The sequence below is a fragment of the Streptococcus downei MFe28 genome (assembly GCF_900459175.1).
Lineage (GTDB): Bacteria > Bacillota > Bacilli > Lactobacillales > Streptococcaceae > Streptococcus > Streptococcus downei.
This window is the reverse complement of the sequence record NZ_UHFA01000002.1, coordinates 1,772,013-1,798,212: the sequence shown is the minus strand read 5'-3', so window position 1 is coordinate 1,798,212 and position 26,200 is coordinate 1,772,013. Positions and strand designations below refer to the sequence as shown.

At 44.1% G+C, this 26,200-nt stretch carries 26 protein-coding genes and 1 pseudogene; 25 read left to right on the top strand and 2 right to left on the bottom strand.

Annotated features, from left to right (window positions below):
* The first annotated feature begins 11 nt into the window (after positions 1-11).
* The 9 genes and pseudogenes from deoD to DYE66_RS11145 all read left to right on the top strand — a co-directional run bounded on the left by deoD (position 12) and on the right by DYE66_RS11145 (position 6,659).
* Entirely contained in the window at positions 12-719 is a 708-nt protein-coding gene (gene deoD, locus DYE66_RS08610) for a purine-nucleoside phosphorylase (protein WP_002996865.1), read from the top strand.
* Between the two features lies 1 nt (position 720).
* On the top strand, positions 721-1,485 hold the full coding sequence (locus DYE66_RS08605; protein WP_002996472.1) for a hypothetical protein: 765 nt from the start codon (positions 721-723) through the stop codon (positions 1,483-1,485).
* A 20-nt stretch (positions 1,486-1,505) separates the two neighbouring features.
* Positions 1,506-1,967 (top strand): COG2426 family protein, encoded by a 462-nt coding sequence (locus DYE66_RS08600; RefSeq protein WP_002997340.1) that lies wholly within the window; start codon positions 1,506-1,508, stop codon positions 1,965-1,967.
* 146 nt (positions 1,968-2,113) lie between these two features.
* Positions 2,114-2,815 carry a lantibiotic protection ABC transporter ATP-binding protein gene (locus tag DYE66_RS08595; protein WP_002997138.1) on the top strand — a complete coding sequence of 234 codons (702 nt, stop codon included), beginning with the start codon at positions 2,114-2,116 and terminating at the stop codon, positions 2,813-2,815.
* A gap of 1 nt (position 2,816) precedes the next feature.
* Positions 2,817-3,554 (top strand): lantibiotic immunity ABC transporter MutE/EpiE family permease subunit, encoded by a 738-nt coding sequence (locus DYE66_RS08590; RefSeq protein ID WP_115325120.1) that lies wholly within the window; start codon positions 2,817-2,819, stop codon positions 3,552-3,554.
* Positions 3,554-4,300, top strand: a complete 747-nt coding sequence (locus DYE66_RS08585) for a lantibiotic immunity ABC transporter MutG family permease subunit (protein ID WP_002996543.1) — start codon at positions 3,554-3,556, stop codon at positions 4,298-4,300. Before DYE66_RS08590 ends, DYE66_RS08585 begins: the two co-directional genes overlap by 1 nt.
* Before the next feature lie 31 nt (positions 4,301-4,331).
* Positions 4,332-4,991, top strand: a complete 660-nt coding sequence (locus DYE66_RS08580) for a response regulator transcription factor (protein ID WP_115325119.1) — start codon at positions 4,332-4,334, stop codon at positions 4,989-4,991.
* Positions 4,982-6,360: pseudogene (locus DYE66_RS08575) on the top strand (HAMP domain-containing sensor histidine kinase). The gene DYE66_RS08580 and the pseudogene DYE66_RS08575 overlap by 10 nt, the downstream one beginning before the upstream one ends.
* A gap of 194 nt (positions 6,361-6,554) precedes the next feature.
* Positions 6,555-6,659 (top strand): putative holin-like toxin, encoded by a 105-nt coding sequence (locus tag DYE66_RS11145; RefSeq protein WP_019782358.1) that lies wholly within the window; start codon positions 6,555-6,557, stop codon positions 6,657-6,659.
* A 439-nt stretch (positions 6,660-7,098) separates the two neighbouring features.
* Here DYE66_RS11145 and DYE66_RS08565 read toward each other — a convergent pair whose 3' ends face one another.
* A complete protein-coding gene (locus tag DYE66_RS08565) occupies positions 7,099-8,004 on the bottom strand; it encodes a LysR family transcriptional regulator (RefSeq protein WP_002996828.1) in 906 nt (301 codons plus the stop codon).
* Positions 8,005-8,194: 190 nt separating this feature from the next.
* Between DYE66_RS08565 and rfbA the strand changes: the two genes are divergently transcribed.
* The 14 genes from rfbA (at position 8,195) to DYE66_RS08495 (ending at position 22,112) form a co-directional block, all read left to right on the top strand.
* On the top strand, positions 8,195-9,064 hold the full coding sequence (gene rfbA, locus DYE66_RS08560; RefSeq protein ID WP_002996479.1) for a glucose-1-phosphate thymidylyltransferase RfbA: 870 nt from the start codon (positions 8,195-8,197) through the stop codon (positions 9,062-9,064).
* Positions 9,064-9,657 (top strand): dTDP-4-dehydrorhamnose 3,5-epimerase family protein, encoded by a 594-nt coding sequence (locus tag DYE66_RS08555; RefSeq protein ID WP_002997398.1) that lies wholly within the window; start codon positions 9,064-9,066, stop codon positions 9,655-9,657. Before rfbA ends, DYE66_RS08555 begins: the two co-directional genes overlap by 1 nt.
* A gap of 442 nt (positions 9,658-10,099) precedes the next feature.
* Complete coding sequence (gene rfbB / locus DYE66_RS08550; protein ID WP_044123736.1) at positions 10,100-11,146, top strand: dTDP-glucose 4,6-dehydratase; 1,047 nt, start codon at positions 10,100-10,102, stop codon at positions 11,144-11,146.
* A gap of 370 nt (positions 11,147-11,516) precedes the next feature.
* Positions 11,517-11,981 carry a hypothetical protein gene (locus DYE66_RS08545; protein WP_002996429.1) on the top strand — a complete coding sequence of 155 codons (465 nt, stop codon included), beginning with the start codon at positions 11,517-11,519 and terminating at the stop codon, positions 11,979-11,981.
* A 141-nt stretch (positions 11,982-12,122) separates the two neighbouring features.
* The gene (locus DYE66_RS08540; protein WP_002996687.1) at positions 12,123-12,917 is read left to right on the top strand and encodes a dihydroorotate dehydrogenase electron transfer subunit; all 795 of its coding nucleotides are present in this window, start codon (positions 12,123-12,125) and stop codon (positions 12,915-12,917) included.
* A 9-nt stretch (positions 12,918-12,926) separates the two neighbouring features.
* Entirely contained in the window at positions 12,927-13,865 is a 939-nt protein-coding gene (locus tag DYE66_RS08535) for a dihydroorotate dehydrogenase (RefSeq protein ID WP_002997220.1), read from the top strand.
* 24 nt (positions 13,866-13,889) lie between these two features.
* Positions 13,890-14,375 (top strand): YbaK/EbsC family protein, encoded by a 486-nt coding sequence (locus DYE66_RS08530; protein ID WP_002997435.1) that lies wholly within the window; start codon positions 13,890-13,892, stop codon positions 14,373-14,375.
* A gap of 607 nt (positions 14,376-14,982) precedes the next feature.
* Positions 14,983-15,681, top strand: coding sequence for an orotidine-5'-phosphate decarboxylase (gene pyrF, locus DYE66_RS08525; RefSeq protein WP_002996482.1), 699 nt, complete (start codon positions 14,983-14,985; stop codon positions 15,679-15,681).
* A gap of 128 nt (positions 15,682-15,809) precedes the next feature.
* Positions 15,810-16,439: an orotate phosphoribosyltransferase gene (gene pyrE / locus DYE66_RS08520; protein WP_002996781.1), complete on the top strand. Its 630-nt coding sequence runs from the start codon at positions 15,810-15,812 to the stop codon at positions 16,437-16,439.
* Between the two features lie 50 nt (positions 16,440-16,489).
* Complete coding sequence (locus DYE66_RS08515) at positions 16,490-16,837, top strand: MmcQ/YjbR family DNA-binding protein (RefSeq protein WP_002996986.1); 348 nt, start codon at positions 16,490-16,492, stop codon at positions 16,835-16,837.
* 10 nt (positions 16,838-16,847) lie between these two features.
* Positions 16,848-17,348, top strand: a complete 501-nt coding sequence (locus DYE66_RS08510) for a YbhB/YbcL family Raf kinase inhibitor-like protein (RefSeq protein ID WP_002997282.1) — start codon at positions 16,848-16,850, stop codon at positions 17,346-17,348.
* A 9-nt stretch (positions 17,349-17,357) separates the two neighbouring features.
* On the top strand, positions 17,358-18,011 hold the full coding sequence (locus DYE66_RS08505; protein ID WP_002997441.1) for a uracil-DNA glycosylase: 654 nt from the start codon (positions 17,358-17,360) through the stop codon (positions 18,009-18,011).
* A gap of 115 nt (positions 18,012-18,126) precedes the next feature.
* Positions 18,127-19,395, top strand: a complete 1,269-nt coding sequence (locus DYE66_RS08500; protein WP_002996611.1) for a dihydroorotase — start codon at positions 18,127-18,129, stop codon at positions 19,393-19,395.
* Between the two features lie 137 nt (positions 19,396-19,532).
* Positions 19,533-22,112: a 5'-nucleotidase C-terminal domain-containing protein gene (locus DYE66_RS08495; protein ID WP_115325118.1), complete on the top strand. Its 2,580-nt coding sequence runs from the start codon at positions 19,533-19,535 to the stop codon at positions 22,110-22,112.
* A gap of 153 nt (positions 22,113-22,265) precedes the next feature.
* On the opposite strand, the gene plsY is transcribed toward DYE66_RS08495, so the two are convergent.
* Positions 22,266-22,907, bottom strand: coding sequence for a glycerol-3-phosphate 1-O-acyltransferase PlsY (gene plsY, locus DYE66_RS08490; RefSeq protein WP_002996516.1), 642 nt, complete (start codon positions 22,905-22,907; stop codon positions 22,266-22,268).
* A 152-nt stretch (positions 22,908-23,059) separates the two neighbouring features.
* On the opposite strand from plsY, the gene parE reads away from it, so the two are divergent.
* Positions 23,060-25,003: a DNA topoisomerase IV subunit B gene (parE, locus tag DYE66_RS08485; protein WP_002997362.1), complete on the top strand. Its 1,944-nt coding sequence runs from the start codon at positions 23,060-23,062 to the stop codon at positions 25,001-25,003.
* Positions 25,003-26,133, top strand: a complete 1,131-nt coding sequence (locus DYE66_RS08480; protein WP_115325117.1) for a hypothetical protein — start codon at positions 25,003-25,005, stop codon at positions 26,131-26,133. The genes parE and DYE66_RS08480 overlap by 1 nt, the downstream gene beginning before the upstream one ends.
* The last annotated feature ends 67 nt before the right edge of the window (positions 26,134-26,200 follow it).

Below are 26,200 nucleotides of genomic sequence, written 5' to 3'. Positions count from 1 at the left end.
GGAATTAACTTATGTCTATTCATATCGAAGCAGCCCCAGGAGAGATTGCTGATAAAATTCTCTTGCCAGGTGATCCCTTGCGGGCCAAATTCATCGCTGAAAACTTTTTAGAAAATCCAGTCTGCTTTAATCATATCCGTGGCATGCTAGGCTATACTGGAACCTACAAGGGTCAAAAGGTCTCTGTCATGGGAACCGGGATGGGGATGCCCTCCATCTCCATCTATGCCCACGAATTGATTGTTGACTATGGTGTCAAGAAGCTGATTCGGGTGGGAACAGCCGGTTCCATTGATCCAGATGTCCATGTGCGCGAGCTGGTTCTGGCCCAAGCCGCAGCTACCAATTCCAAGATTATTCGCAATGACTTCCCTGAATACGACTTCCCGCAAATTGCGGACTTCGACCTCCTGGATAAGGCCTACCATATTGCTGAGGATTTGGGCATGACCACCCATGTAGGTTCTGTTCTGTCTTCAGATGTCTTTTATTCTAGTATGCCAGAGCGCAACCTAAAACTGGGAACCCTTGGGGTCAAGGCTATTGAGATGGAAGCCGCAGCCCTCTATTATTTGGCGGCCCAATATCAGGTCCAAGCCTTGGGCATTATGACCGTCTCTGACAGCTTGGTTCATCCAGAAGAGGACACCACAGCCCAAGAACGGCAAACTACCTTTACCGACATGATGACCGTCGGTCTAGAAACCCTGATTGCCTAAAATGGATAAGCAGACCCTAAAGGAAACCCTGGTCATCCTCATCCAGCATTACGACTATGCTTCGGCCTATCGTCTTGTGGAAAAGCAGGCGATAAATCCGGATGCCAAGACCCTCCTATATTTGATGAAGAAGCGACGGCAGTTAGCCATTAACGAACTTTATGAGCCCAAGACGATCCAGCATTTTCAAGAGGCTTATCAGTGCTCATTAACAGCCAATCCCCAAGAACAGGAGTTGTTGGCCAATTATATCATGGACCTGCAGGCCAAGGTTAGGTCTGAGGACATCATTGATTTTGTCCGAGCCGTCAGCCCCATTCTCTATCGGCTTTTCCTGCGCTTGATTGAGAGGGAGATTCCTGATTTGACAGCCTATATCAAAAATTCCAAGGACTCTAGTTACGATTCTTGGAAATTTATCCAGATGGAAGACTCACAAGATCAAGCCCTACAAGACTTTGCCAGAACCTGGCAGGATCCCAGGGTGACTTCCAGAAGTCTGGTGGCCTTAATTGACCTGCTTCCCATTTCGGGCTCGCTCAAGAAGGATGTGACCTTTCTTAGGGATATGGAGAAGTCGGTCCGCAATCCTCTGGCCCATCTCATCAAACCCTTTGATGAAAAGATTTTACATGAGACGACTGGCTTTTCCTCTTGTTCTTTCCTAGAGATGATTATCAAGTTAGCCCGCCATACTGGTATTGCCTATCAGGAAAATCCCTTTTATTTTGACCAGATCAACCAACTCATTAGCTCACTTTTATAAGCAAAAGGATAAAAAATTCTATGAAGTATTTGATTACCTTCCTCATTTCTATGATTCCCCTCGTCGAATTGCGGGGAGCTGTTCCCTATGGTATCGGCGTGGGTCTCCCCATGTGGCAGGCTATTATTATCGGCGTCATCGGTAATATGTTGCCCGTGCCTATTATCTTCTTCTTTGCCCGTCGAGTCTTAGAATGGGGGGCTGATAAGCCTGTCATCGGTGGCTTCTTTAGCTGGTGTCTCAAAAAGGGCCACAATGGGGGCCAAAAGTTGGCTAAGAGTGCTGGCGACAAGGGCCTTTATTTCGCCCTCTTTCTCTTCGTTGGTATTCCCCTACCAGGAACAGGAGCCTGGACAGGCACCCTAGCAGCCTCCATCCTTGACCTTAAGTTCAAAAACAGCATCATCGCTGTCATCGCAGGTGTTATCCTAGCTGGCTTCATCATGGGCTTTGGCTCAGTCATTGTAAAAAGCTTTTTCTAAGAAAAGAAAAAAGAGGTTCGGGGTGAACTTCTTATATCTAAATTTCATGAAAACGTTAGAATTTTTCTGGCGTTTTTTTATTAACCTGATAAAGTCCTTAAACTTTTTTTCTAAAATAGACTTAGAAAGAAGAGGAGGATAAAATCATGGATTATATGTTAGAGACTATCAAGTTAACAAAAAAATTTGGCAGGCAGGTTGCTGTCAAGGAATTATCTCTTCAAGTTGAAAAAAATTCGGTCTATGGGCTCTTAGGACCCAATGGTTCCGGCAAGTCAACGACACTCAAAATGATTACAGGAATGCTGAGAAAGACATCTGGTCAAATTCTTATAGACGGACATGAATGGGGCCGTGAGGATTTGGAAAATATTGGGGCTCTAATTGAATCTCCGCCACTTTATGAAAATCTAACTGCACGTGAAAATTTAAAAGTAAGAACCCTGATGTTAGGCCTGCCGGATGGGCGGATTGATGAAGTCTTAAAGATCGTTGACCTAACTAATACGGGTAAAAAAAGAGCCGGTCAGTTCTCCATGGGTATGAAACAGCGTCTGGGGATTGCGATTGCTCTGCTTAATAATCCCAAGCTTTTGATTCTGGATGAGCCGACCAATGGCCTTGATCCCATAGGCATACAAGAATTACGAGATTTAATTCGTTCACTTTCAGAACAGGAAATCACCGTCATTATTTCCAGTCATATACTCTCTGAGATACAGATGATAGCGGATCATATTGGAATTATTGCCAATGGCGTACTGGGTTATCAGGATAGGATTCACCAAGGCGAAGACTTAGAAAAACTCTTTACTGAAGTGGTTATGAAGTACCGAGGAGGTGAGTGAGATGCTGGGGATTTTTCAGGCAGAACGTTTAAAACTGAAGCGGACGATGGCAAAAAAGTTGCTGTTTTTGGCTCCTATATTAGTGATTATACATGGTCTTATGGTGCCTCAGTATTTGATTACAGATGCTTATAATTGGTGGTACATTATCATTTTACCGGGGCTGCTGACCTTATTTACTGCTTTAGTAAACATTTATGAAGAAAAAAAGTTACATTATCGGGCAGTGTTTCCTTTGCCAATTTCTTTAAAAAAAATTTGGACGTGTAAGATTGCTTCTTTGGCCTATTATTTGACCCTGAGCAGTCTTTTGCATTGGTTCCTCTTAGCCTTGTCTACTTTTCTTCATTATGGAGAAACTTATCCTATTAGTCAAATGCTTCTTGCTTCTATGGTACTATTGCTCAGTGTGCTTTGGCAGATCCCGTTTTGTTTATGGCTGGCAAAGAAATTGGGTTTTATTGCCACCTTGTTAGTCAATTTCACAGCTAATTTCTTGGGAGTTGCTTTTTCGACAACTGCTTATTGGTTACTGTATCCTTATGCTTGGGGGATGCGATTGATGATTCCCATTATGAAAATATATCCCAATGGATTGAAAGCTGGTTCAGAGGCAGCGGCACCGCTATTAGCAACTAGCAGCTGGTCTATTATGCTCAGTTTAATGCTGGCGTTTGCCCTCTTTGCAGGGCTGACTTGGGTAATGGCTCTCTGGTTTGAAAAACAGGAGGTTAAATAATGGTAAAATTGATTTGGGCAGAGTTTTTAAAATATAACCGTACCTTTTTGCCTTGGATACATGTACTTTTACCAGCTGGTATAGCTGTTTTAACTGCTGTCTTTGGTTTTGTGACACCTGCTTATTCTTGGGGAAGCATTACGAGTGCTTATTTGCAAGTACTGGGAGTGGCTTTTCCACTAGTCATTGCTATTATTTGCAGCAAAGCCGTTGAATTAGAGGCAGAAGCTGGTCACTTTCAAACTGTCTTAGCAAGTAGTCAGCGAAAAATCCTTTATTTTGTAAAGTTTGTCAGTCTTATCGTAATGGAAATTGTTGCTATCTGTTTAGCCCTAGTCATCTTTGGCCTCTTGTATCGGTCTAATACAGATGTCCCTTATCTTGCCTTTTATGGTTATGCGGGTCTGTTTTTATTGGCATCAACAGTCATCTTATATTTGCTTCATATGCTAATCGCCTTTTTATTTGGCAGTGGCGCAACAATTGGTCTAGGAATTTTTGAAGTCCTAGTCTCAGCCTTGCTTCTAACAGGCTTAGGTGATGGCATTTGGCAATTTGTGCCGGCTGCCTGGCCAGCACGGTTAATGGAGGATTTGTTTTACATGTTGCAATACCCAGATCAAAATCCTATGTTTGTCCAGCAGCTTCTCCTCTGGCTGGAAGTTGCCTTTCCAACGACTTTGCTTGGTTTATTTCTCAGTCTTCTTTGGTTCGACAGGTGGCAAGGGAGAAGCAGTGTTGAATAAAATATGTTATTCAAAGGGAGGAGGTTTTTCAATGACAAAAATTTTAGCTCTTGATGATGAGACCGATATTTTAGCGCTTATAAAAAATACCTTGGCCCTGCAGGGTTATCAGGTAGATACTTTTGAAAGTGCCAGTCAGGTAGACAGAGCCCATCTGCCGCGTTATGATTTAATCTTACTGGATATTATGATGCCGGATATAGATGGCTTCAGTTTTTGTCAGGAAATTCGTCCTCTGGTGGATTGCCCCATTCTTTTTCTGACAGCTAAAACCCAGGAAGCTGATATCGTGACAGGTCTGGCTTATGGAGCAGATGATTATTTGGTCAAGCCTTTTGGGGTACAGGAGCTGCTGGCACGTGTGCAGGCACATCTGCGCCGAGAAAAGCGTGAGCACCATGCGACCTTGCTCCTAGATAATGTTCGCTTTGACCTCTCTAGTAAGCAAATCATGGTCGGTGAGACAATTTTGGATGTGACTAAGTCAGAATATGAAATCTGTCAGCATTTAGCCAAGCACCGCGGTCAGGTTTTTTCTAAAGAGCAGCTCTACGACTATCTGTATGGCTTTGAAGAACGGGGGACACCTGCCGCGATAGCAGAGCATATTAAAAATATTCGGGCCAAATTTAGAGACTACGGACAAGAACCAATAAAGACAGTCTGGGGGATTGGCTACAAATGGGAATAAAGAAAAAGTTCTCTAGTTTAAGGACGATTTTTATCAGCTATTTTACAACGGTCATTTTTGCTTGTGCACTTTTAATGATAGCTAATCTAATTGTCCTATATCTTGCTTATCGAACTGGAGCCATATTTCCAGCCAACTATTCAGAACAGTACCTGATTGAGAAAAAACATTCAATTGAGACCAGCAAGACTTTGTCTAAACAGATGCTCCCGGATGATACTCGGTATCTCTTGATAAATCATTCAGGAAAAATCGTGGAAACTAATATGTCTCAGCCAATGAAAGAAGCGGTGGTGAAAAATTTCAGAGAGCAGGACAGCGGTCAGACAAAATATGGCTATTATAAGGTGTTTCAAAGACCTGATGGCAACCTTCTTGTTAATTACCAACTTAAGGAGCGCTATTCATTTAAATGGGGAAACCTTTATCTACCTAGGCCCACATGGCTAGTAGTAATTTTATTTGGTGTGGGCAGCCTGCTCATTTTTATTATAGTCACATTATCCTTTGTGAAACGGCTACAAGGGCAATTAAATCCAGTTTTAGAAGCAACGAAAAAGATTACAGAAGAAGACCTGGATTTCTCTGTTGGACATTCTCGTATTAAGGAATTTGACCAACTGTTAGTAAGTCTAGATAAAATGAGGGGTGCGCTAAAAGAGTCCCTGCTTGAGTCTTGGTCACTAGAGCAAGAAAAAAGTGACCAAATAAGAGCCTTGACACATGACATTAGGACCCCGTTGACAGTTGTTCGTGGGAATACCGAACTTCTGAGCCAGACAAATCTAACAGCGAGCAGAAAAAATTTGTTGCCTATAGTTCTAAAAATATTGGTCAAATTGAGACCTATCTGAGTGAATTATCCTTGATTGCCAAAGAAAACAATTTACGAAATTTTCAACCTGAAAAGATTTCTCTCAAAGACTTTCTCGAGGAATTAAACCAGGCAATCTTTGCTTTAGCTAAAACCAAAAGTTTATTACTTGATTGTCAAAATGCAATTTCTGGAGACCCTGAAATCAGCCTTGATAAGTCTCTATTCCAGCGAGCCTGGATGAATATCATTTCAAATGCAGTAGAGCATAGCCCTAGGAGAAGCCAGTTATTATTGAACTACAGGATAGAAGATAATTCGTTATTAATGACATGTCAGGATAGTGGTCCAGGCTTCTCTCCTGAGGCTCTGAAAAAAGCCCACTTACGTTTTTTCAAAGATGATAAAAGTCGTCATGATAACAGTCATCTTGGAATTGGTTTAACCATTGCTGAGAATATTACCCAACTTCATCAAGGGCAGTTAACTTTGGATAATGCAGAATCAGGCGGAGCAAGAGTGATTGTAAGGGTTCCCATCATTGAATTTTCATAATAAAATGAACCAGCCCTTTAATTATCAGACGAATAGAGGGCTGGTTCATTAGCAGAGAAATGTTAGCAATAAAACTAACTTCGTGTTACAATTAAGTAGTAAAGAAGTGAAGACGGTGGTTACAATCCTTTTTCTGAAAGTGAGGTGATGCCTATGCGGTACTCATCGAAATCTAACAGAGAGGAGGTAACTCTTTGACTGCTTTTGAAGTGGTAGAGACGATTTTAGGTTTTGCTATGTTTACCATAGCCCTAATCAGTCTTTGTTACCAAATCTTCAAAAATGACAGAAAAAAATAACCGTCTCAACTTTGGTACGTTGACGGTTATTTTTTAGCTAAAAACGTAGCCACCGTTTAACGGCTTTACATGGGGTCTTGTTGGCGACAAGGCCCTTTTTCTATTATCATTGTACCATAGTTGGCTGGTAATGCAAGCGTCAGATAGATGTGGAAGAAGCACTGATATTCGAATTTTTGGAACTATTGTCAAATATGCACTGGTGTATTGACTGATTATTAGAACTCACCGGTACTCTGTGAAAATAGCTAGCTTTTCCAACCACCGAGCTCGCCTTTTTACCATCTCTAGATTTTAGATGCTTATTTGCTATAAGATGTGACATGAAGCCTAGGTCGGGTCGGCCGACATTGACAACTTAGATGAAATAGTGAGGGAATAGATATTTTCTAAGGAAAATAGCGCCGTCGAACGAGCTCTCAGTGCTTAGTAAGACTGTTCAATCAAACTTCACTTCTTCCAAGAGATAATCGATAAAGCGTTCGCCCATCTTGGAGAGGTTGGCTTTTTCGTGTTTGATGTAGACGATGTCAATTTTATCGTCAACTTCCAGCGGAATAGAGACAATATCATCGCCGTTGAGGTTGCTGTTGAGAATCCCTGTGGCCACGGTATAGCCGTCCAAGCCAATCAGGAGATTGAAGAGGGTGGCCCGGTCCGAGACCACGATGGATTTTTTGTGGGGAATCTGGGACATGATTTCTTCTGAGAAGTAGAAGGAGTTGTGCAAGCCTTGCTCATAGCTGAGATAGGGAAAATCCTCTAGGTCGCTGAGACTGACGGATTTTTTGCTGGCTAGGGGATTGGACTTGCTGACAAAAATATGGGGCTGGGCGACAAAGAGGTTGGTATAGGTCAGGTGATTGTCATCAAACATCTTGGTCAGGACATCCCGATTGTAGCTGTTGAGAAAGAGAACCCCGATTTCTGAGCGGAAATTTTTGACATCATCGATGATTTCATAGGTTCTGGTTTCTCGCAGGAAGAGCTCGTACTGGCTCATATCGGCTCCCTTGAGTAGGGAGACAAAGGCATTGACGACAAAGGCATAGTGCTGGGCCGAGACACTAAAGAGCTCGCGGTTGTGGTCCTTACTCTTGTAGCGTTCTTCCAACAAATTGGTCTGCTCCACCACCTGGCGAGCGTAGGAGAGAAATTCCACCCCATCCTGGGTCAGGGTAATCCCCTTAGGATTGCGGTTGAAAATCTTGATATCCATTTCCCTTTCCAAATCCCTGATAGCATTGGAAAGACTAGGTTGGGTAATATAGAGTTGCTTGGCAGCCTCATTCATACTACCCGTTTCGACGATTTTGATAATATAATGTAATTGTTGAATACGCATAGGCTTATTGTAACATAAAGCAGATATAGTTTCAGACTATAACAGTAATAGAACTTATAGGTCCAACTATAGCAATCTTAGCAGATAGAGAACCCCAGGAAACGCTCCTCACAATCCCTTGTTTTTACTGACATTTGCAAGGGCTTGTGATATAATTTTATCAGACAAATTCTGAAAGGAAGCTTTTTCGATGAAAGGTATTATTCTTGCAGGTGGGTCAGGAACTCGCCTCTATCCATTGACCCGTGCGGCCTCAAAACAGCTCATGCCTGTTTACGATAAACCTATGATTTATTATCCCCTCTCAACTCTCATGTTGGCAGGGATTAAGGACATCTTGATTATTTCAACACCGCAAGATTTGCCTCGTTTCAAGGAATTGCTTCAAGATGGTTCTGAATTCGGCATCAATCTTTCTTACGCTGAGCAACCGAGTCCTGACGGTTTGGCTCAGGCCTTTATTATTGGTGAAGATTTCATTGGCGATGACAATGTTGCTTTGATTTTGGGTGACAATATCTACTACGGTCCAGGTCTCAGCCGGATGTTGCAAAAGGCAGCCAGCAAGGAAAAAGGGGCAACCGTCTTTGGTTATCAAGTCAAGGATCCTGAGCGCTTCGGGGTTGTTGAATTTGACGAAAATATGAATGCAATCTCCATCGAAGAAAAGCCAGAACACCCTAAGTCTCACTATGCTGTGACGGGTCTTTATTTCTATGATAATGATGTCGTCGACATTGCCAAGAATATCAAGCCAAGCCCTCGGGGTGAATTGGAAATTACCGATGTCAACAAGGCCTATCTAGAGCGTGGCGACCTCTCGGTGGAAGTCATGGAACGTGGCTTTGCTTGGTTAGATACAGGAACTCATGAAAGCCTCTTGGAAGCGGCCCAATATATCGAAACGGTTCAACGCATGCAAAATCTCCAAGTGGCCAACTTAGAAGAAATAGCCTACCGCATGGGTTACATTAGCAAAGAGCAGGTGCGTGAACTAGCCCAACCGCTCAAGAAAAATGAATATGGACAATACCTCTTGCGTTTGATTGGAGAAGCCTAATGACCGATAAATTTTTTGAAAAAGAACTGGCAGCTCGTAAAATTGAAGCTATCCCTGGCATGATTGAGTTTGACATTCCTGTTCACGGCGATAACCGTGGCTGGTTCAAGGAAAATTTCCAAAAAGAAAAAATGTTGCCACTCGGTTTTCCAGAAAGCTTCTTTGCGGGTGGTAAGTTGCAAAATAATGTTTCCTTCTCTCGCAAAAACGTTTTACGGGGTCTCCATGCCGAACCTTGGGATAAGTATATCTCGGTAGCTGATGAAGGAAAGGTTCTGGGCTCTTGGGTTGACCTGCGTGAGGGCGAAAGCTTTGGTCATACCTACCAAACCATCATCGACGCCTCCAAGGGTATCTTTGTTCCTCGTGGTGTTGCCAATGGTTTCCAGGTCCTTTCTGACAAGGTTTCCTACAGCTATCTGGTAAATGACTACTGGGCACTGGAACTCAAGCCAAAATATGCCTTTGTCAACTACGCAGATCCAGCTTTGGGCATTGAATGGGAAAATCTAGCAGAAGCAGAAGTCTCTGAAGCCGATAAAAATCATCCAATGCTCAAAGATGTGAAACCACTGAAAAAAGAAGATTTGTAAGAAAAGACCCGATAGGGTTTTCCACGGCGAATATAATAGGTGAGCCTAGCGAACCTCTATCTGATACTTTTCTCTGTAACGAAAAAATCAATATAAAAAGACGAGCAAAGCGAGCTAGAACCGATAGTTTCCGCCGTGGTGGAATGATGGGCATTTCTGAAACCTTGGGTTCAGAAATGAGTCAATGAAATCCAGTCCTTAGAGTGACTTGAAAGTCCTTGGCAAGGAAGTTGACAAGAAAGACTTTCATAGACACTTTTAGACTTAGTTCATGACGCCCCCACCACCTAAGGAAACTGTCAAAAACAAAAAACTAAAAAAGGGAAATCGAACCCGCCCTAAAGGCTGTGTCAAAAAGAGAAATCGTCTAGAAAATCAGGATTTTCTGCCGATTTCCTGTTTTGCCTTTGCCTTTTACGGGCTTAGTATCTTAGGAGTAATCATGTCTGAATACAAACACATCATCGTTACCGGTGGCGCAGGCTTCATCGGTTCCAACTTTGTCCATTATGTCTACAACAACCATCCGGACGTTCATGTAACGGTTTTGGATAAATTGACTTACGCCGGCAACCGTGCCAATCTCGAAGAAATTCTTGGCGACCGCGTTGAGTTGGTGGTTGGTGATATTGCGGACGCTGAATTGGTGGATAAATTGGCTGCCAAAGCGGATGCCATCGTTCACTATGCTGCGGAAAGCCACAATGACAACTCGCTCAAGGACCCAAGTCCCTTTATCTATACTAACTTTGTTGGGACTTATACACTCTTGGAAGCGGCTCGCAAGTACGATATCCGTTTCCACCATGTGTCAACGGATGAAGTGTATGGTGACCTTCCTCTTCGCGAAGACTTACCAGGTCATGGTGAAGGTCCAGGCGAAAAATTCACCCCAGACACTAAGTACAATCCTTCATCCCCTTATTCATCTACCAAGGCGGCTTCTGATTTGATTGTTAAGGCTTGGGTGCGTTCATTTGGTGTCAAGGCGACCATTTCTAACTGTTCCAATAACTACGGTCCTTACCAACACATCGAAAAATTCATTCCACGTCAAATCACTAATATCTTGTCTGGTATCAAGCCAAAACTTTACGGCGAAGGTAAAAATGTCCGTGACTGGATTCACACAAATGACCACTCAACTGGTGTCTGGGCTATTTTGACCAAGGGACAAATCGGAGAAACTTATCTGATTGGTGCCGATGGCGAAAAGAATAATAAAGAAGTGCTTGAGCTCATCTTAGAAAAAATGGGACAACCAAAAGATGCCTACGACCATGTGACAGACCGTGCAGGTCACGATTTGCGTTATGCCATTGACTCAAGCAAGCTCCGCCAAGAACTGGGTTGGACACCTGAGTTTACTAACTTTGAAGCTGGCCTAGAAGATACCATCAAGTGGTACACCGACCACCAAGACTGGTGGAAGGCTGAAAAAGAAGCGGTCGAAGCTAACTATGCCAAGACACAAAAGGTTTTGAAATAAGCTATAGCCCCAAGCCTTTCTATAGAGGATTGAGACTAGAAATCATAAAGACTAGAAATAAAGAAAGCGAGCTTAAGGGCTCGTTTTTTGCTGGGCGGGTAGATTGCTTGTGTAGACTCAATGGGGGTCAAGAATGGCGACCTAGATGAGGGAGAGGCGTTACTCTTTTAAGATTATAGTAGGAGTAAAAGGGGCTTAACCTCTAAGTCTATTTTTTTAAATTTTGGCGAGTATCAATCAAGACAAGCCAATGTTGATAGAAAAATCTGGGCAATCTTTGCTGGTCTGCTCATTTTGTGAGGGCCTTGGTCTTAATTTTATTAAGCATTTATGGTAAAATGAAAGAAAATAAGAAGTAAGGTAAGTCACTATGGAGCAAGTCCTACAAGATTATCAACAACTATTGCACAAACTGGCCGTCACGCGGCACTATTTACATCTCTTTGAAGCAGAATTATCCATGATTGAACAAGAGCCTTCGCTCTTAGAGTTTTCTGTTGAAACGGTTCTGATTAAGCCAGAAATTGACAAGATTTTGGAAGCCTGCCAACCTCTCAAGCGTCAGGAGGAGAAGGTTCAAGCCTTGGCTTGGTACGATGAGCCCTCTTTTCGTTTGATGAATGAATCTCTGGATGTCGTGGGGGATTGGCTGTCCCAACTGGCCTTTTTGGAGGAGGTAGCGGTTGCCCAACCGTTTTTCTACAGTCTACTAGACCAGGATCGGGCTAAATCCTTTGGTATTTTGGTGGATCTCTTTGGCAGTTTGCAAGTTGCTGGTGCAGCCCTTAAGGAAGAATATGAACGCCCTTATGAGGTCTTGACCGACCAGCCTTAAATATTAGAAAGAAATAGTTGACCTTTAAATGAGTCCAGAGAGGCTCCAAGGCAGGCATTTTACGGATGGGGAGAAATTTCCCACCTCTATTTGTGTGACCTTGCTCTCTAGGCAGGGTCTTTTTGTTGGAAAGGAAACCTTATGCAAGCACAAGAAAAGCCCAGCATTCTCAAGGAAAACTTGAGAATCAGCAGTCAGACTGAAATTGCTCCTAAAATTTTTAAGATGGTTTTGACTGGCCAGATGGTTGAGGAGATGAAGGAGGGGCAATTCCTTCACCTGCGGGTGCCAGACCCCAGCAAGCTCCTTAGGCGGCCAATCTCAATCTGTGATATTGATAAGGAAAAGCAAGAAGCTTCGATTATCTATCGGGTTCAGGGCATGGGAACAGAGATTTTATCCCATTTAAAATCAGGTGATTTTATTGATACTATGGGACCCCAGGGCAATGGTTTTGACCTATCAATGGTTAATCAAGATGACAAGGTCCTGCTGATCGGTGGGGGTATCGGTGTTCCACCCCTCTATGCGACCGCTAAGGCCTTAGCTAAAAAGGGAGCCCAAGTGACAGCCGTGCTGGGCTTTGCCAATAAATCTGCCGTCATCTTGGAAGAAGAAATGAAGCAGGTGGCTCAGGTGACGGTGACTACGGATGACGGTTCTTATGGCATCAAGGGCTATGTCTCGACGGTCGTCGATGAATTAACCGATGATTTCACAGCCATCTATTCCTGCGGAGCACCAGGCATGCTCAAGTATGTGGATAAAAAATTCGCTGACCACCCCCATGCTTATATGTCCTTGGAAGAAAGGATGGCTTGCGGAATGGGGGCCTGCTATGCCTGTGTTGTCCATCTCAAGGATAGTTTAGAAGCTGCAAATAGGCGGGTCTGCCAGGACGGGCCCGTCTTTGAAACAGATAGTGTTGTGCTCTAGGAGGTAACTATGACTAAGAATCGTTTAGCAGTATCCCTGCCAGGCTTAGATTTGAAAAATCCCATTATCCCAGCCTCGGGTTGTTTTGGATTTGGCCAAGACTACGCCAACTACTATGACCTCAATAAACTGGGTTCCATTATGATAAAGGCCACGACCCAAGAAGCTCGTTTTGGCAACCCCACCCCTCGGGTGGCAGAAACTCCATCTGGCATGCTCAATGCCATTGGTCTCCAAAATCCAGGTGTGGAAGCTGTCCTTACGGAGAAACTTCCTTGGTTGCAGAAGCATTATCCTGACCTCCCCATAATCGCCAATGTCGCTGGTTTTTCCAATGAAGAATATGCCAGTGTCGCTGGGAAAATTTCCCAAGCTCCCAACGTCGAGGCTATTGAGCTCAATATTTCCTGCCCCAATGTAGACCACGGCAATGCTGGCCTCTTGATTGGTCAGGTGCCTGAACTGGCTTACGCGGCGACCAAGGCAGCTGTTGAGGCATCTCAAGTTCCCGTCTATGTCAAATTAACGCCAAGTGTGGCTGATATTAGCCAGATTGCTAAGGCAGTAGAAGATGCTGGCGCAACTGGCTTCACTATGATTAATACCCTAGTGGGCATGCGGTTTAATCTGCAGAGCCGTAAGCCTATTATTGCCAATGGGACAGGTGGCATGAGTGGCCCAGCTGTCTTTCCTGTCGCCCTCAAACTTATTCGCCAAGTTGCCCAAAATTCTAAGCTCCCTATCATTGGGATGGGAGGTGTTGACTCAGCAGAGGCAGCTCTTGAAATGATGATAGCAGGGGCTTCCGCCATCGGAGTTGGTACTGCCAATTTCACCGACCCCTTTGCCTGCCCTAACATCATCGCTGACTTGCCGAGAGTAATGGATAAGTATGGCATTGAGACCTTGGAAGAGCTGAGAAAAGAAGTGCGTGAAAGTCTACTTTAACAGAGTTTGAAAAAGGAGTTGGTTATGGCCCTAGCAAATGAGACGGAAGCTTATCAGATTTTACAAGAGTTAGACATCGACTATCAGCGTTATGATCATCAGGCGATTACTTCGGGGAAGAATTTGGATTTTTCTTTGCCCAATCCTCCGGTGAAAAATCTTCTGTTGCAAAATAAGCAAGGAAAGCAGTTCTACCTCTATCTCTTACCCAATGAAAAACGAGCTGATTTATCGGCTTTAGCCCAAGTTTTAGAGGAAAAGCGCCTAACTTTTGCTAAAGCGCAACAATTAGAGGAGCTCCTCCATGTGTCAGCGGGAACCGTAACACCCTTGGGACTGATGTTCGACAAGAAAAACCGAATCAAGTTGCTTGTCGACGAAAATCTTAAAGAACTGGGCGTGATTAGTCTCCATCCCTTCGTAAATTCAACGACCTTGTCAATCTCTTACCAAGATTTTGAAAGACTCATGCTTAGACTGGGCCATGACAGTAAGCTTGTGTCAGACTAAGAGGGGCTGTAGAAACTCAAAGTGTTCCTTTATGGGATCCAGAAGGCCAACTTTTTAAATGAACTTTGTAGACTTCGAAAGTATTTGTAGTTTATTGTCCTTGAAGCTAGGAAAGACAGCATTTGATTGACAGTTAAGTACCTGTAAGTTAAAATAGAACTGATGAGATAACCTTTAAGTTGGTCCAGAGAGGCGAACAAGGTAACGGTAAAATATGGGGAGAGGACTACCCTGATTTTTATCATACCTTGCCCCTCCGGCAAGGTTTTTCTATGGCCCTTGGTGAGTGTTGAAAACAGAGCCTAGGGCCATTGACCCAGTTTGAACGGCGTGAGAACTAGGTTCCTCGATTTCTTAATGAAATAAGCCAGAATGGCGAAGCTGAATTTAGAGCTATTGATGCGTCAATGTGTGTGATGTTGAAAAAGTAATGAGGCAAGGATTTTTTTGTCCCAACCTCTACGTTCCTAAGTTTTCTTAGCGAAACGAGTTAGTTGATTTATAACGAAGTTGAGCTTAGAAGTTTTTAGAACTGGACTAGAAGCAAGTTCTGCCCAGTTTCACCTCTTTCCCTTACGTTTTTTGCAGAAAGGATACAAAGACCGATATGAGAGAGTCTCGTCCCCTTGTTGCCCTTGACTTTCCTTCTTTTGAGGCTGTCAAGACCTTCCTAGAGCGTTTTCCGCAGGAAGAGAAACTTTACGTCAAGATTGGTATGGAGCTCTATTATGGGGCTGGCCCTGAGATTGTTTCCTATGTGAAATCTTTGGGGCATTCGGTCTTTCTTGACCTGAAGCTACACGATATTCCCAATACGGTTAAATCTGCCATGGCAGTCCTAGCCAAGCTGGGTGTTGATATGACCAATGTTCATGCAGCTGGTGGTGTCGAAATGATGAAGGCGGCAAGAGCAGGTTTGGGCCAAGGTCCAAAATTGATTGCCGTTACCCAGTTAACCTCGACCTCGCAAGAGCAGATGCAAGATTTTCAAAATATCCAAACTAGTTTGGAGGAATCAGTCCTGCATTATGCTAAAAAGACCCAGGAAGCTGACCTAGACGGTGTAGTCTGCTCAGCCCATGAGGTAGCTAAAATCAAGGCAGCAACCTCTGAGGATTTTATTTGCCTGACCCCAGGCATCAGGCCTGCTGGCTCAAGTGTCGGTGACCAAAAACGGGTCATGACCCCTGCCGATGCTTACAGAATCGGTTCTGACTATATCGTGGTTGGTCGCCCCATTACTCAGGCAGCTGACCCAGTCGCTGCTTATCAGGCAATCAAGGCTGAGTGGAATTCTCAAGCATAGCAGACAGAAAAGAAAATGATTTGTTAGCTGGGCAGGTAGAAAAAAGTTTGCCCTCAGGTATGGGTAATTAAGCCCGCGAATACCTTTGTCCTCATAAGAAAATCCCTCAATTTAGAATGGAGAAAACAATGACATTAGCATCCCAAATCGCATCCGATTTATTAGACATTAAGGCCGTCTATTTAAAACCTGAGGAGCCTTTCACCTGGGCGTCAGGGATTAAATCGCCGATTTATACCGATAATCGCATTACCCTTTCTTATCCAGAAACAAGAACCTTGATTGAAAATGGTTTCGTTGAAAAAATCAAGGAAGAATTCCCAGAGGTTGAAGTGATTGCCGGAACAGCAACAGCAGGGATTCCCCATGGCGCTATCATCGCCGACAAGATGGACCTGCCTTTTGCCTACATCCGGAGTAAACCCAAGGACCATGGAGCTGGCAACCAAATTGAAGGACGCGTTGCCAAGGGTGAAAAGATGGTCATCATTGAAGATTTGATTTCAACTGGTGGCTCGGTCTTGGATGCTGTTGCAGCAGCCGAACGTGAGGGAGCCAAGGTTCTTGGCGTTGTTGCTATTTTTACCTATGAGTTGCCCAAAGCCGATAAGAACTTCGCCGATGCGGGTGTTAAATTGGTGACCCTATCCAATTATTCGGAACTCATCAAGGTAGCTAAGGTCCAAGGCTATATCAATGCAGATGGCTTGCAGCTCTTGAAGAAATTCAAAGAAAATCAGGAGTCTTGGCAAGACTAAGCTGACGAGTTTTCCTGATTGTATCGATTTGAAATGATTTGGAGGTGCTTATGGCTTTCGAAAATTTTTCTAAGCGAGAACTGCTGGATTGGCTGGTGAACTTGACGGGGGCAGAAGAGGCCTATCCGTTTACGCGTGAGAAGAGCAAGTACACCCCAGTCATCCGGCACCGCCGCAACCAGAAAATGCTGGCATTGGTAACACAGAAGGAAGGAAAACTCCTGCTTAATCTCAAACTCAAACCAGAACAGGTTGAGATTTTGTTGGACACTAAAGGGGTTATCCCGGCTTACCATATGAATAAAAAACACTGGCTGACCGTCTTGGTCAATGGGACCGAGCTGAGTGAGTCCGAACTCAAGGCTATGGTGCTGGAAAGCAGCCGTTTAACCAGTTAGGAGGATGGTTATGAAAATTATAGTTCCTTTTGAAGAGCACATTATTCCAGAACGATACAGCAAGCACACCAATGAACTTGAACTGGGCAATGCTATTGTATCCTTTCCTTTTTCAATAAAAGAAGAACCTGCCGAAACTAAGACCTTCGCTTGGACTCTGGTAGATTATGACTCCATTCCAGTTTGTGGCTTTGCTTACATACACTGGGTTGTGGCCAATGTGCCCGCCGCAAAAACAGAGATTGAAGCTGACTTTTCACGACTTGATAACCAGCATCTTCATGGGAAGAACAGCCTTGTCAGCAAGTTTTTAGCAACAGATTTTTCGGCCATTGAGAATAATTATATGGGGCCGTATCCGCCAGATAAAGATCATTTTTACACATTAACGGTTTATGCTCTGGATAAAGAATTGGACTTGGCTGATGGTTTCTACATGAATGATTTTTTACATCAATTAGAAGGGCATGTGTTGGCAAAAGCGAAGCTCGATTTGATCGGAAAATGTTAGGAGTAAAGTATGCAGCATTCAAGTTGGCACCAGCTCATTAAGGAAAAATTGCCTGAACATTACTTCGGACAAATCAATGCCTTTATGGATCAGGTTTATAGCCAAGGAGTCGTCTATCCACCGCGGGAACAGGTCTTTAATGCTATCCAAACGACGCCCTTGGAAGACGTTAAGGTGGTCATTATTGGTCAGGATCCCTACCATGGTCCTAAGCAGGCTCAAGGCTTGTCATTTTCCGTCCCCGAGGAGCTTCCAGCACCGCCATCTTTGCAAAACATTCTTAAAGAATTAGCTCAGGACATTGGTCCCAGAGACCACCATGATTTGACCCCCTGGGCTAAAGAGGGTGTGCTCTTACTCAATGCCTGTCTGACAGTGCCAGCAGGTCAAGCCAATGGTCACCAGGGTCAGATTTGGGAACCCTTTACCGATGCCATCATTAAGGTGGTTAATGAAAAGGAGACGCCGGTCGTCTTTATTCTTTGGGGCGGATTTGCGCGCAAGAAGAAGGGGCTCATTACCAATCCTATCCATAGAATTATCGAGTCCCCCCACCCCAGCCCTCTATCGGCCCATCGGGGCTTCTTTGGCTCCCAACCTTTTTCTAAAGCTAATGCCTATTTGCAAGAAGCTGGTCAGGAGCCCATTGATTGGTTGGCTTAATTCTTTAGGGGACTTCAAAAACCTTCTATTTTTATAGTTTTAGTTTTTTAAGGTTTACTTTGTCCAAATAGGAATAATTGAGAATTTAGAGTGCTAATTGGAGAGGGAGTTTTACATGTTACTCATTAAAAACGGTCGGGTCTTAGACCCTAAGTCTGGTTTTGATCAGATTGCTGATGTCTTGGTCGACGGCAAAAGAATCGTCAGGATTGGCCAAAACCTAGACCAGGATGCTGAGCAAGTCCTTGATGCGACAGGTCTAGTGGTGGCACCAGGACTGGTGGATATCCATGTTCATTTTCGTGAACCTGGTCAGACCCACAAGGAAGACATTCACACAGGTGCCTTGGCTGCCGCAGCAGGTGGGGTTACAACGGTGGTCATGATGGCCAATACCAATCCGACCATCTCTGATGTCCCCACCCTCAAGGAAGTTTTGGCCAGTGCAGCTAAGGAAGACATCCACATCTATACCAACGCTACCGTCACCAAGAACTTTGATGGTCAAAATTTGACAGACTTCAAGGCCCTTCTCGAAGCAGGTGCCGTTTCCCTATCGGACGATGGAATCCCCCTGCAAAGTAGTAAGCTAGTCAAGGAGGCCCTAGAATTAGCCAAGGAAAATAATACTTTCATTGCCCTCCATGAAGAGGATCCTGAGCTCAATGGCATTCTTGGGTTTAATGAAGATATTGCTCGCGATAAATTTGGTTTCTGTGGAGCAACAGGTGTGGCAGAATACAGCATGGTTGCCCGTGATGCCATGATTGCCCATGCGACCCAGGCTCACCTCCACATTCAACATCTGTCCAAGGCTGAGTCCGTTAAGGTGGTTGAATTCGCTCAGCAACTTGGTGCACCTGTGACAGCCGAAGCGGCCCCTCAACACTTCTCGAAGACTGAGGATTTGTTACTAGTCAAGGGAGCTATGGCCAAGATGAATCCCCCCTTGCGGACAGAAAAAGACCGTCTGGCGGTTATTGAAGGTCTTAAGTCGGGAGTCATCTCCATCATTGCGACTGACCACGCCCCCCACCATGCTGACGAGAAGGCAGTTGCTGATATAACCAAGGCCCCATCTGGCATGACAGGGCTGGAAACCTCGCTTTCCTTGGGCCTAACCAACTTGGTTGAAACGCGAGAGCTGACTCTGTTAGATTTCTTAGCCAAGATGACCAGCAACCCAGCCGACCTTTATGGATTTGATGCTGGCTATCTGGCTGAAAATGGTCCAGCAGATATTCTTATCTTTGCGGACAAGGAAGACCGCCTGGTTTCAGACCAATTTGCTTCCAAGGCCTCAAATTCTCCCTTTATCGGAGAAAAGCTCAAAGGCGTGGTCAAATATACCATCTGCGATGGTCGAATTATTTATCAAGCATAAGCCTCTAAGGACTGGGTTCTTTCAAGTGAACTTGGTCTTTTTTGACGGGAAAATATTATTTTTTCTGAACAATCTCATTTCAAATTATTACTATTTATTGTATAATAGATAATACTAATATTATTCTGGAGTTCTTCATGCGCAAGCAAACATTCTTAATCCCGACCCTATCTGCCCTCTTATTCTCGACGGCAATTTTATCAAATAAAACCTATGCCAACGAGGCTAATTTGGCCACTGGGGTAGATGGACAGGTGGACTCTATCCAAGTGTCACAGTCGCAAGAGGAAGAATCCAGTCAGAAGGCTTCTTCACCAAGCTCACAGTCGTCCTCAACGGACTCGAGTTCAGAAGAAGAAAGCCAGACCCAAAAAGCCAAATGGATTTTGGTCAACCCACAATCAGACCAAGAGCCTACAACTCCAGAAAGCCAAGAAAAAACTAGCCAAGCGGACTCCCAAGCACCAGCGTCAAAGTCAAGTCAGGACATCACGATTCTTCATACCAATGATGTCCATGGACGGATGGTGGAAGATGACAAGAATGGTGTTATTGGCGATGCCAAATTAGCTAGCGTTGTAGAAGCCTCTCGTCAGCAAGGTCAAACCCTAGTTTTTGATGCGGGTGATTCCTTCCAAGGCTTACCGATTTCTAACAGCAGCCAGGGTGAGAACATGGCTGACGTCATGAATAGCATTGGCTATGATGCTATGACTGTCGGTAATCATGAGTTTGATTTTGGTCTCTATCAATTGAAACGTCTCAAGGAGAAGTTGCAGTTTCCAATCATCAGCTCCAATATCTATGTTAATGGAACTCGGCTCTTTGAACCATCGACCATCATTGATAAAACCCCTGACCAGGATGGTGATGAATTTGTTGTCATCGGGGTTACCACCCCAGAAACGGCGACCAAGACCCATCCCGATAACATCAAGGGAGTAACTTTTGCAGACCCAATTACAGAGGTCAACAATGTTATTGCTCAAACCGAAGCTAACGCAAAAGCCCAAGGGAAGACCTATCATAACTACGTCATCTTAAGCCACCTTGGCGTGGATGCAACTACCAAGACAGAATGGCGTGGTGATAGTCTAGCCCAGGCCTTAGCGCAAAATGAGCTGCTGAAAGATAAGAATGTCATTGTTATTGATGGCCATTCCCATACGGTTCTCCAGCTGACGGATGGCCATGTTACCTACAATCAAACAGGAAGCTACCTCCACAATATTGGCTATATTACCCTAAATTCTGATCGTGTCCTGTCGGCAGGTGTCTTATCGGCAGACCAATTAGAAAATGTCACACCAGACCCTGCAGTCGCAGGCTTGCTGGAGAAAATTCAGGCCAAGTATGAGGCAGAAAGTGCCCAAGTCATTCGAGAAGACAACCCTGTAGAGTTAAATGGCGATCGGATGAATGTGCGTGTGCGTGAGACCAATCTAGGGGACTTAGTTGTGGATTCCCTGCTAGCTTATGGTCAGACAGGCTTTAGTCACAAGTCTAATCTCGCTGTGACCAATGGTGGAGGTCTGCGAGAAACCCTTAAAACAGGCCAACCTATCACCAAGGGTGATGTCATTGCCGTCCTTCCTTTTGGTAATACCGTTACACAAATTCAAGTAACAGGTCAAAACATTGATGATATGTTTCGGACCTCGCTGGGGTCCATCGTCCAGGTTGATAAGGATAACCAGCCTATCTTAGATGAGGAAGGTAACCCAATTTTGGAACCTAGTGGTGGCTTCTTGCAGGTTTCCGGTGCTCGTGTCTACTACGATACGAATTTAGATCCAGATAAACGGATTCATGCCATCGAAGTTTGGGACCCTGAAAGTGAAATCTACCTGCCTTTAGACTTATCCAAGACCTATTATTTGGCCACCAACGATTTTCTGGCTGCTGGTGGAGATAATTACACCATGCTGGGTGGTCCTCGTCAAGAGGGACCGTCAATGGACCAAGTCTTGGAGGATTACCTCAAATCAGACATCGATTTGCTCCAGTATAAGGAGATTAATCCAAATAAGCGACTTATATCGATTTTGGCTCTCCATTACTATGATCCAGATTGGATCAAGAAGCATATTGGCCCTTCGGAGCATTCTTTCAAACCAGCACCCTTGGCTCCTCGGCGAGATGGCGGGCGAAGTGATGGTTTCCAACCGAGGGCACCAAAAGATTCTAAACCGGATTCTAAGCCCAATCTAAATCCAAATGATTCAGAGAAACCAGAAGGTCCGGACCAGCCAAAGATTGATGGGGGAGTGGACAATATTCCTGATGAAGCGCCTAGTAAAAAGTCCGATGCGACAATTGAGCAAAAGATTCCTGAGGAGCTTCCTCAGTTGGATAAGGCGATTGACATCGGTAAGCTGGCAGATAAGCCTGAGGAGGCTATGAAGCAGGCTAGTGACAAGTCAGAGCAAATGACAACTAACTCAAATAAGCCAACTTCGCAAGATATTGACCTTCCTGATGTTAGCTCACAATCCAAAGGACTGGGAGCAAATTCTGCTGCAGGTTCTAGCGGACGTGGCCAATCTGGGTCTGGCTCAACTGGCTCAAGGATGGAAGCAAGTGCTCAACCCCATGTTTCGGCTTCTAACACTGCTGATAATACCCGCTTCAACGAAGTCTTGGTTAGCTTCGTTGGCGTTACGGTTATTGCAGCAGGAGCCGTAGTGGACCACCTACGTGTCCGTAGACATAAATGAATTAAAGACTAAAAAGGATATCCTTCGGGATGCCTTTTTTCTATGGCCGAGAGATTGCTAGTTGATAATTCCAATTAAACCCAAAAACAACAAAAAAAAAAAAAAAAACAGATTAGGCTTGGCTGAATCTGCTTGAGTGATATTCTATAAATTTTATTTCTTTGGGTGCTGATGGGTCAGGTCGAGGCCAAATGGCACAAGATTTTCTTCCTTATTTTTTATCCGAACCATATTGTCCTTATGCCGTATGATAATAATCAAGGCCAGACAAGAGACAATCAGCGTAAAGAGCCAATCGTAGCTCGGCAGGATAAAATGAAAGGCCGGGAAGGTAAAGAGGGTGATGAGTCCAATGACCGAAACCGCTATACTGGAAAAGGAAATCATGCTGGTCAGAAACAAAATGGTGAAGAAAACAGCCAGTAGGAAGAGGCAGTAGAGGGGGGTGAAGCCTAGGAGGACACCAGCACTAGTAGCTACCGCCTTGCCTCCCTTGAAGCCAGCAAAGATTGGTAGGGTATGGCCCAGAACGGCGAAGAAACCAATAACCAGGGGTGAGATAGCCGTTGCCCCAAACCAAACAGGCAGTAGGACCGCCAAGGTCCCCTTAAGCATATCCATCAGGAAGGTAATGGTTCCCGCCGTTTTTCCTAAGACACGAAAGGTATTGGTCGTGCCAGTATTTCCGCTACCGTAGTCACGGATGTTTTTGTGGTAGAAAATCTTACCAATCCAGAGCCCTGAGGGAATAGAGCCCAGCAGATAGGCAATCACAATAAAAATAATAGTTTCCATGCTGTCATTATATCAAAAATTAAGGCCTGATTACAGGCTTTCTTAGAGAAAGCTGATAGAAAGGCCTCTTTTGTGGTTCTAAGGCCAAATTCTTTTGCAAATTCCCCCAAAAACTTGTAATATAAGAGGGATGAATAATTGGGAGGTCAATTTTGACGAAAAAAGAAATTTCAATTACAAATTATAATGATGATGCCATTCAGGTGCTAGAGGGGTTGGATGCGGTCCGCAAGCGTCCCGGTATGTATATTGGCTCGACTGATGCTACGGGCCTTCACCACCTAGTTTGGGAGATTGTCGATAATGCGGTCGATGAAGCCCTGTCTGGCTTTGGGGACCGGATTGAAGTTGTCCTCCATCAGGATGGCTCGGTCAGCGTTACCGATAGTGGACGCGGAATGCCAACGGGGATGCATGCTACTGGCAAACCGACTGTTGAAGTCATTTTCACCGTTCTTCACGCTGGTGGTAAGTTTGGCCAAGGGGGTTACAAGACCTCTGGTGGCCTGCACGGGGTTGGTTCCTCCGTGGTTAATGCCCTGTCCAGCTGGTTAGAAGTCGAAATTACCAGAGATGGTGCCATTTACAAGCAACGTTTTGAAAATGGTGGCAAGCCAGTAACTGAGTTAGAAAAAATTGGCACGGCTCCTAAGTCCAAATCAGGGACCAAGGTCACCTTCAAACCAGATGATAGTATTTTTTCAACCACTGATTTTAAATTCAACACCATTTCTGAGCGCCTCAAGGAATCCGCCTTTCTTCTTAAAGAGGTGACTTTGGTTCTCAAGGACGAGCGCACGGAAGAAGAAGTTGAATTTCATTATGAAAATGGGGTTCAGGACTTTGTTCACTATCTCAATGAAGATAAGGAAACCCTGACCCCTGTTATCTATTTTGAAGGGGAAGACCAAGGCTTCCAAGTTCAGGTGGCCATGCAGTACAATGATGGCTTCTCTGACAATATCCTCTCCTTTGTCAATAACGTTCGCACCAAGGATGGCGGTACCCACGAAACGGGCCTCAAAACAGCCATCACCAAGGCCATGAACGACTATGCCAGAAAGACCGGCCTGCTCAAGGACAAGGACAAAAATCTGGAAGGCTCTGATTACCGTGAAGGCCTGTCAGCTGTCCTCTCCATTTTAGTTCCCGAAGAGCACTTGCAATTTGAAGGCCAAACCAAGGACAAGCTGGGAAGCCCGCTGGCCCGTCCCGTTGTCGATGGCCTGGTCTCTGATCAGCTGACCTTCTTCCTTATGGAAAATGGGGAGTTGGCTTCTAGCTTGGTCCGCAAGGCCATTAAGGCTAGAGATGCCCGAGAAGCAGCCCGCAAGGCCCGTGACGAAAGCCGTAACGGCAAGAAAAACAAGAAGGACAAGGGCCTCCTTTCAGGAAAGCTGACTCCTGCCCAATCTAAGAATCCCAAGAAAAATGAACTCTATCTAGTCGAAGGGGACTCAGCCGGTGGCTCCGCTAAACAAGGCCGTGACCGCAAGTTCCAGGCTATCCTACCCTTGCGAGGTAAGGTCCTTAATACCGAGAAGGCCAAGATGCCTGACATTCTCAAGAATGAAGAAATCAACACCATGATTTACACCATCGGAGCAGGTGTCGGCCCTGATTTTAGTTTGGATGACATCAATTACGATAAGATCATCATCATGACCGATGCTGATACCGATGGGGCCCACATTCAGACCCTCCTGCTGACCTTCTTTTATCGCTATATGCGTCCCTTGGTCGAAGCGGGCCATGTCTATATCGCCCTGCCACCTCTTTATAAGATGTCCAAAGGAAAGGGTAAGAAGGAGCAGGTGGAATACGCCTGGACAGACGGTGAGCTAGAAGACCTTCGTCAGAAGTTCGGCCGTGGTGCTCTCCTGCAACGCTACAAGGGGCTGGGGGAAATGAATGCTGACCAGCTCTGGGAGACCACTATGGACCCAGACAACCGCACCCTTATCCGCGTGACCATCGAAGACCTAGCTAGAGCCGAACGCCGCGTCTCCGTCCTCATGGGCGACAAAGCAGCCCCCCGCCGCCAATGGATTGAAGACAACGTCAAGTTTACATTGGAAGAGAGCGGAATATTCTGATGGGAAAGAAAAGAAAACATATTAAGGTTGGAAAGCTCATACCTTTTTTAAACAAATTAAAGCTATGGTTAAAAAAATTTTGGTGGACATTGATTGTAGCATCATTAATAGTTCCTGTAATAAAGGATTATTCAAGCCATGTTATGAATAATCACTATGACAATTCAAAAGAAATTGTCATATCGGACAATGATATTTCAAATATAAATAATAAAACTGGAATGGTAGAATCCGTTACTACAAATCCAAAAATTTTTTCCAATTTTATTTTGAATAGCTTAACCGTTGAAAATAAGCGAGCAACTTCTCAGGCTATAACGAAAATCGAATTGTATGGGATAAGAAAAAAGCCTTATAAAATAAAAGATTTACAATATGATGGAGGATTTTTTGAGGACAACCAAAAGTTTGTTTTGTTGACTTACAATAATGGTAATGAGAAAGCAGCCACACCTAGCTACCATATAAAATATATTGCGTATGAAAAAGGCTTATCGAAAGATCATCTCTTAAAAGATCAAGTTATTAAAAAAACAAATGTAAACTCAGGAGATGTAAAAAGTCTAGCGATTGAAAATTTTGAGCAATTTCGCAGTGAGTTTGAAACTAATGATAAATTAGAAAATCTGAATGTTGTTATAACAAATAACAAAGGAGCTCAAGTCAAAAATTTAAATCTAATTGTCAGATATGATAGGAATAAGAAAAAATTTGTTAAACCACAAGTAGGTTCTACAGGTCCCGGTGTCGGGGATGTTCCATTATTGAATTTAACTTCTAATGTCAAACAGCAGTCTGCCTCATGTTCACAGATTCTAAAACATGGAGCAAATAATGTTGGTTTTACGGTCTTAGTTGATAAAACCTGTCAGTTAGAGTATAAGGTTAAGATTGAAAGTGGAAAGAAAATAATTACTAATAACAAATCCTATAATGTCATAATGAGAGTTCCAGTCTATACTCAAGAAAATAGTGGCTTCTATGGCGATTTTTATGAATTTCTATTAAAACACAATACTGAGTTAGACAAACCGATTTCATATAACAAGAAGTTGATTAGTGAATTTGATAAAAAATTAGTTTTTGATAAATATAAAGCTGCTAGAAAATTTTCCAAAGCACAAATTTAAGTAAGTTAATAATAAAAACAAAGCTCTTAAAGAGAGCATTATCTAATAATCGTTGCCGTGATGAAAA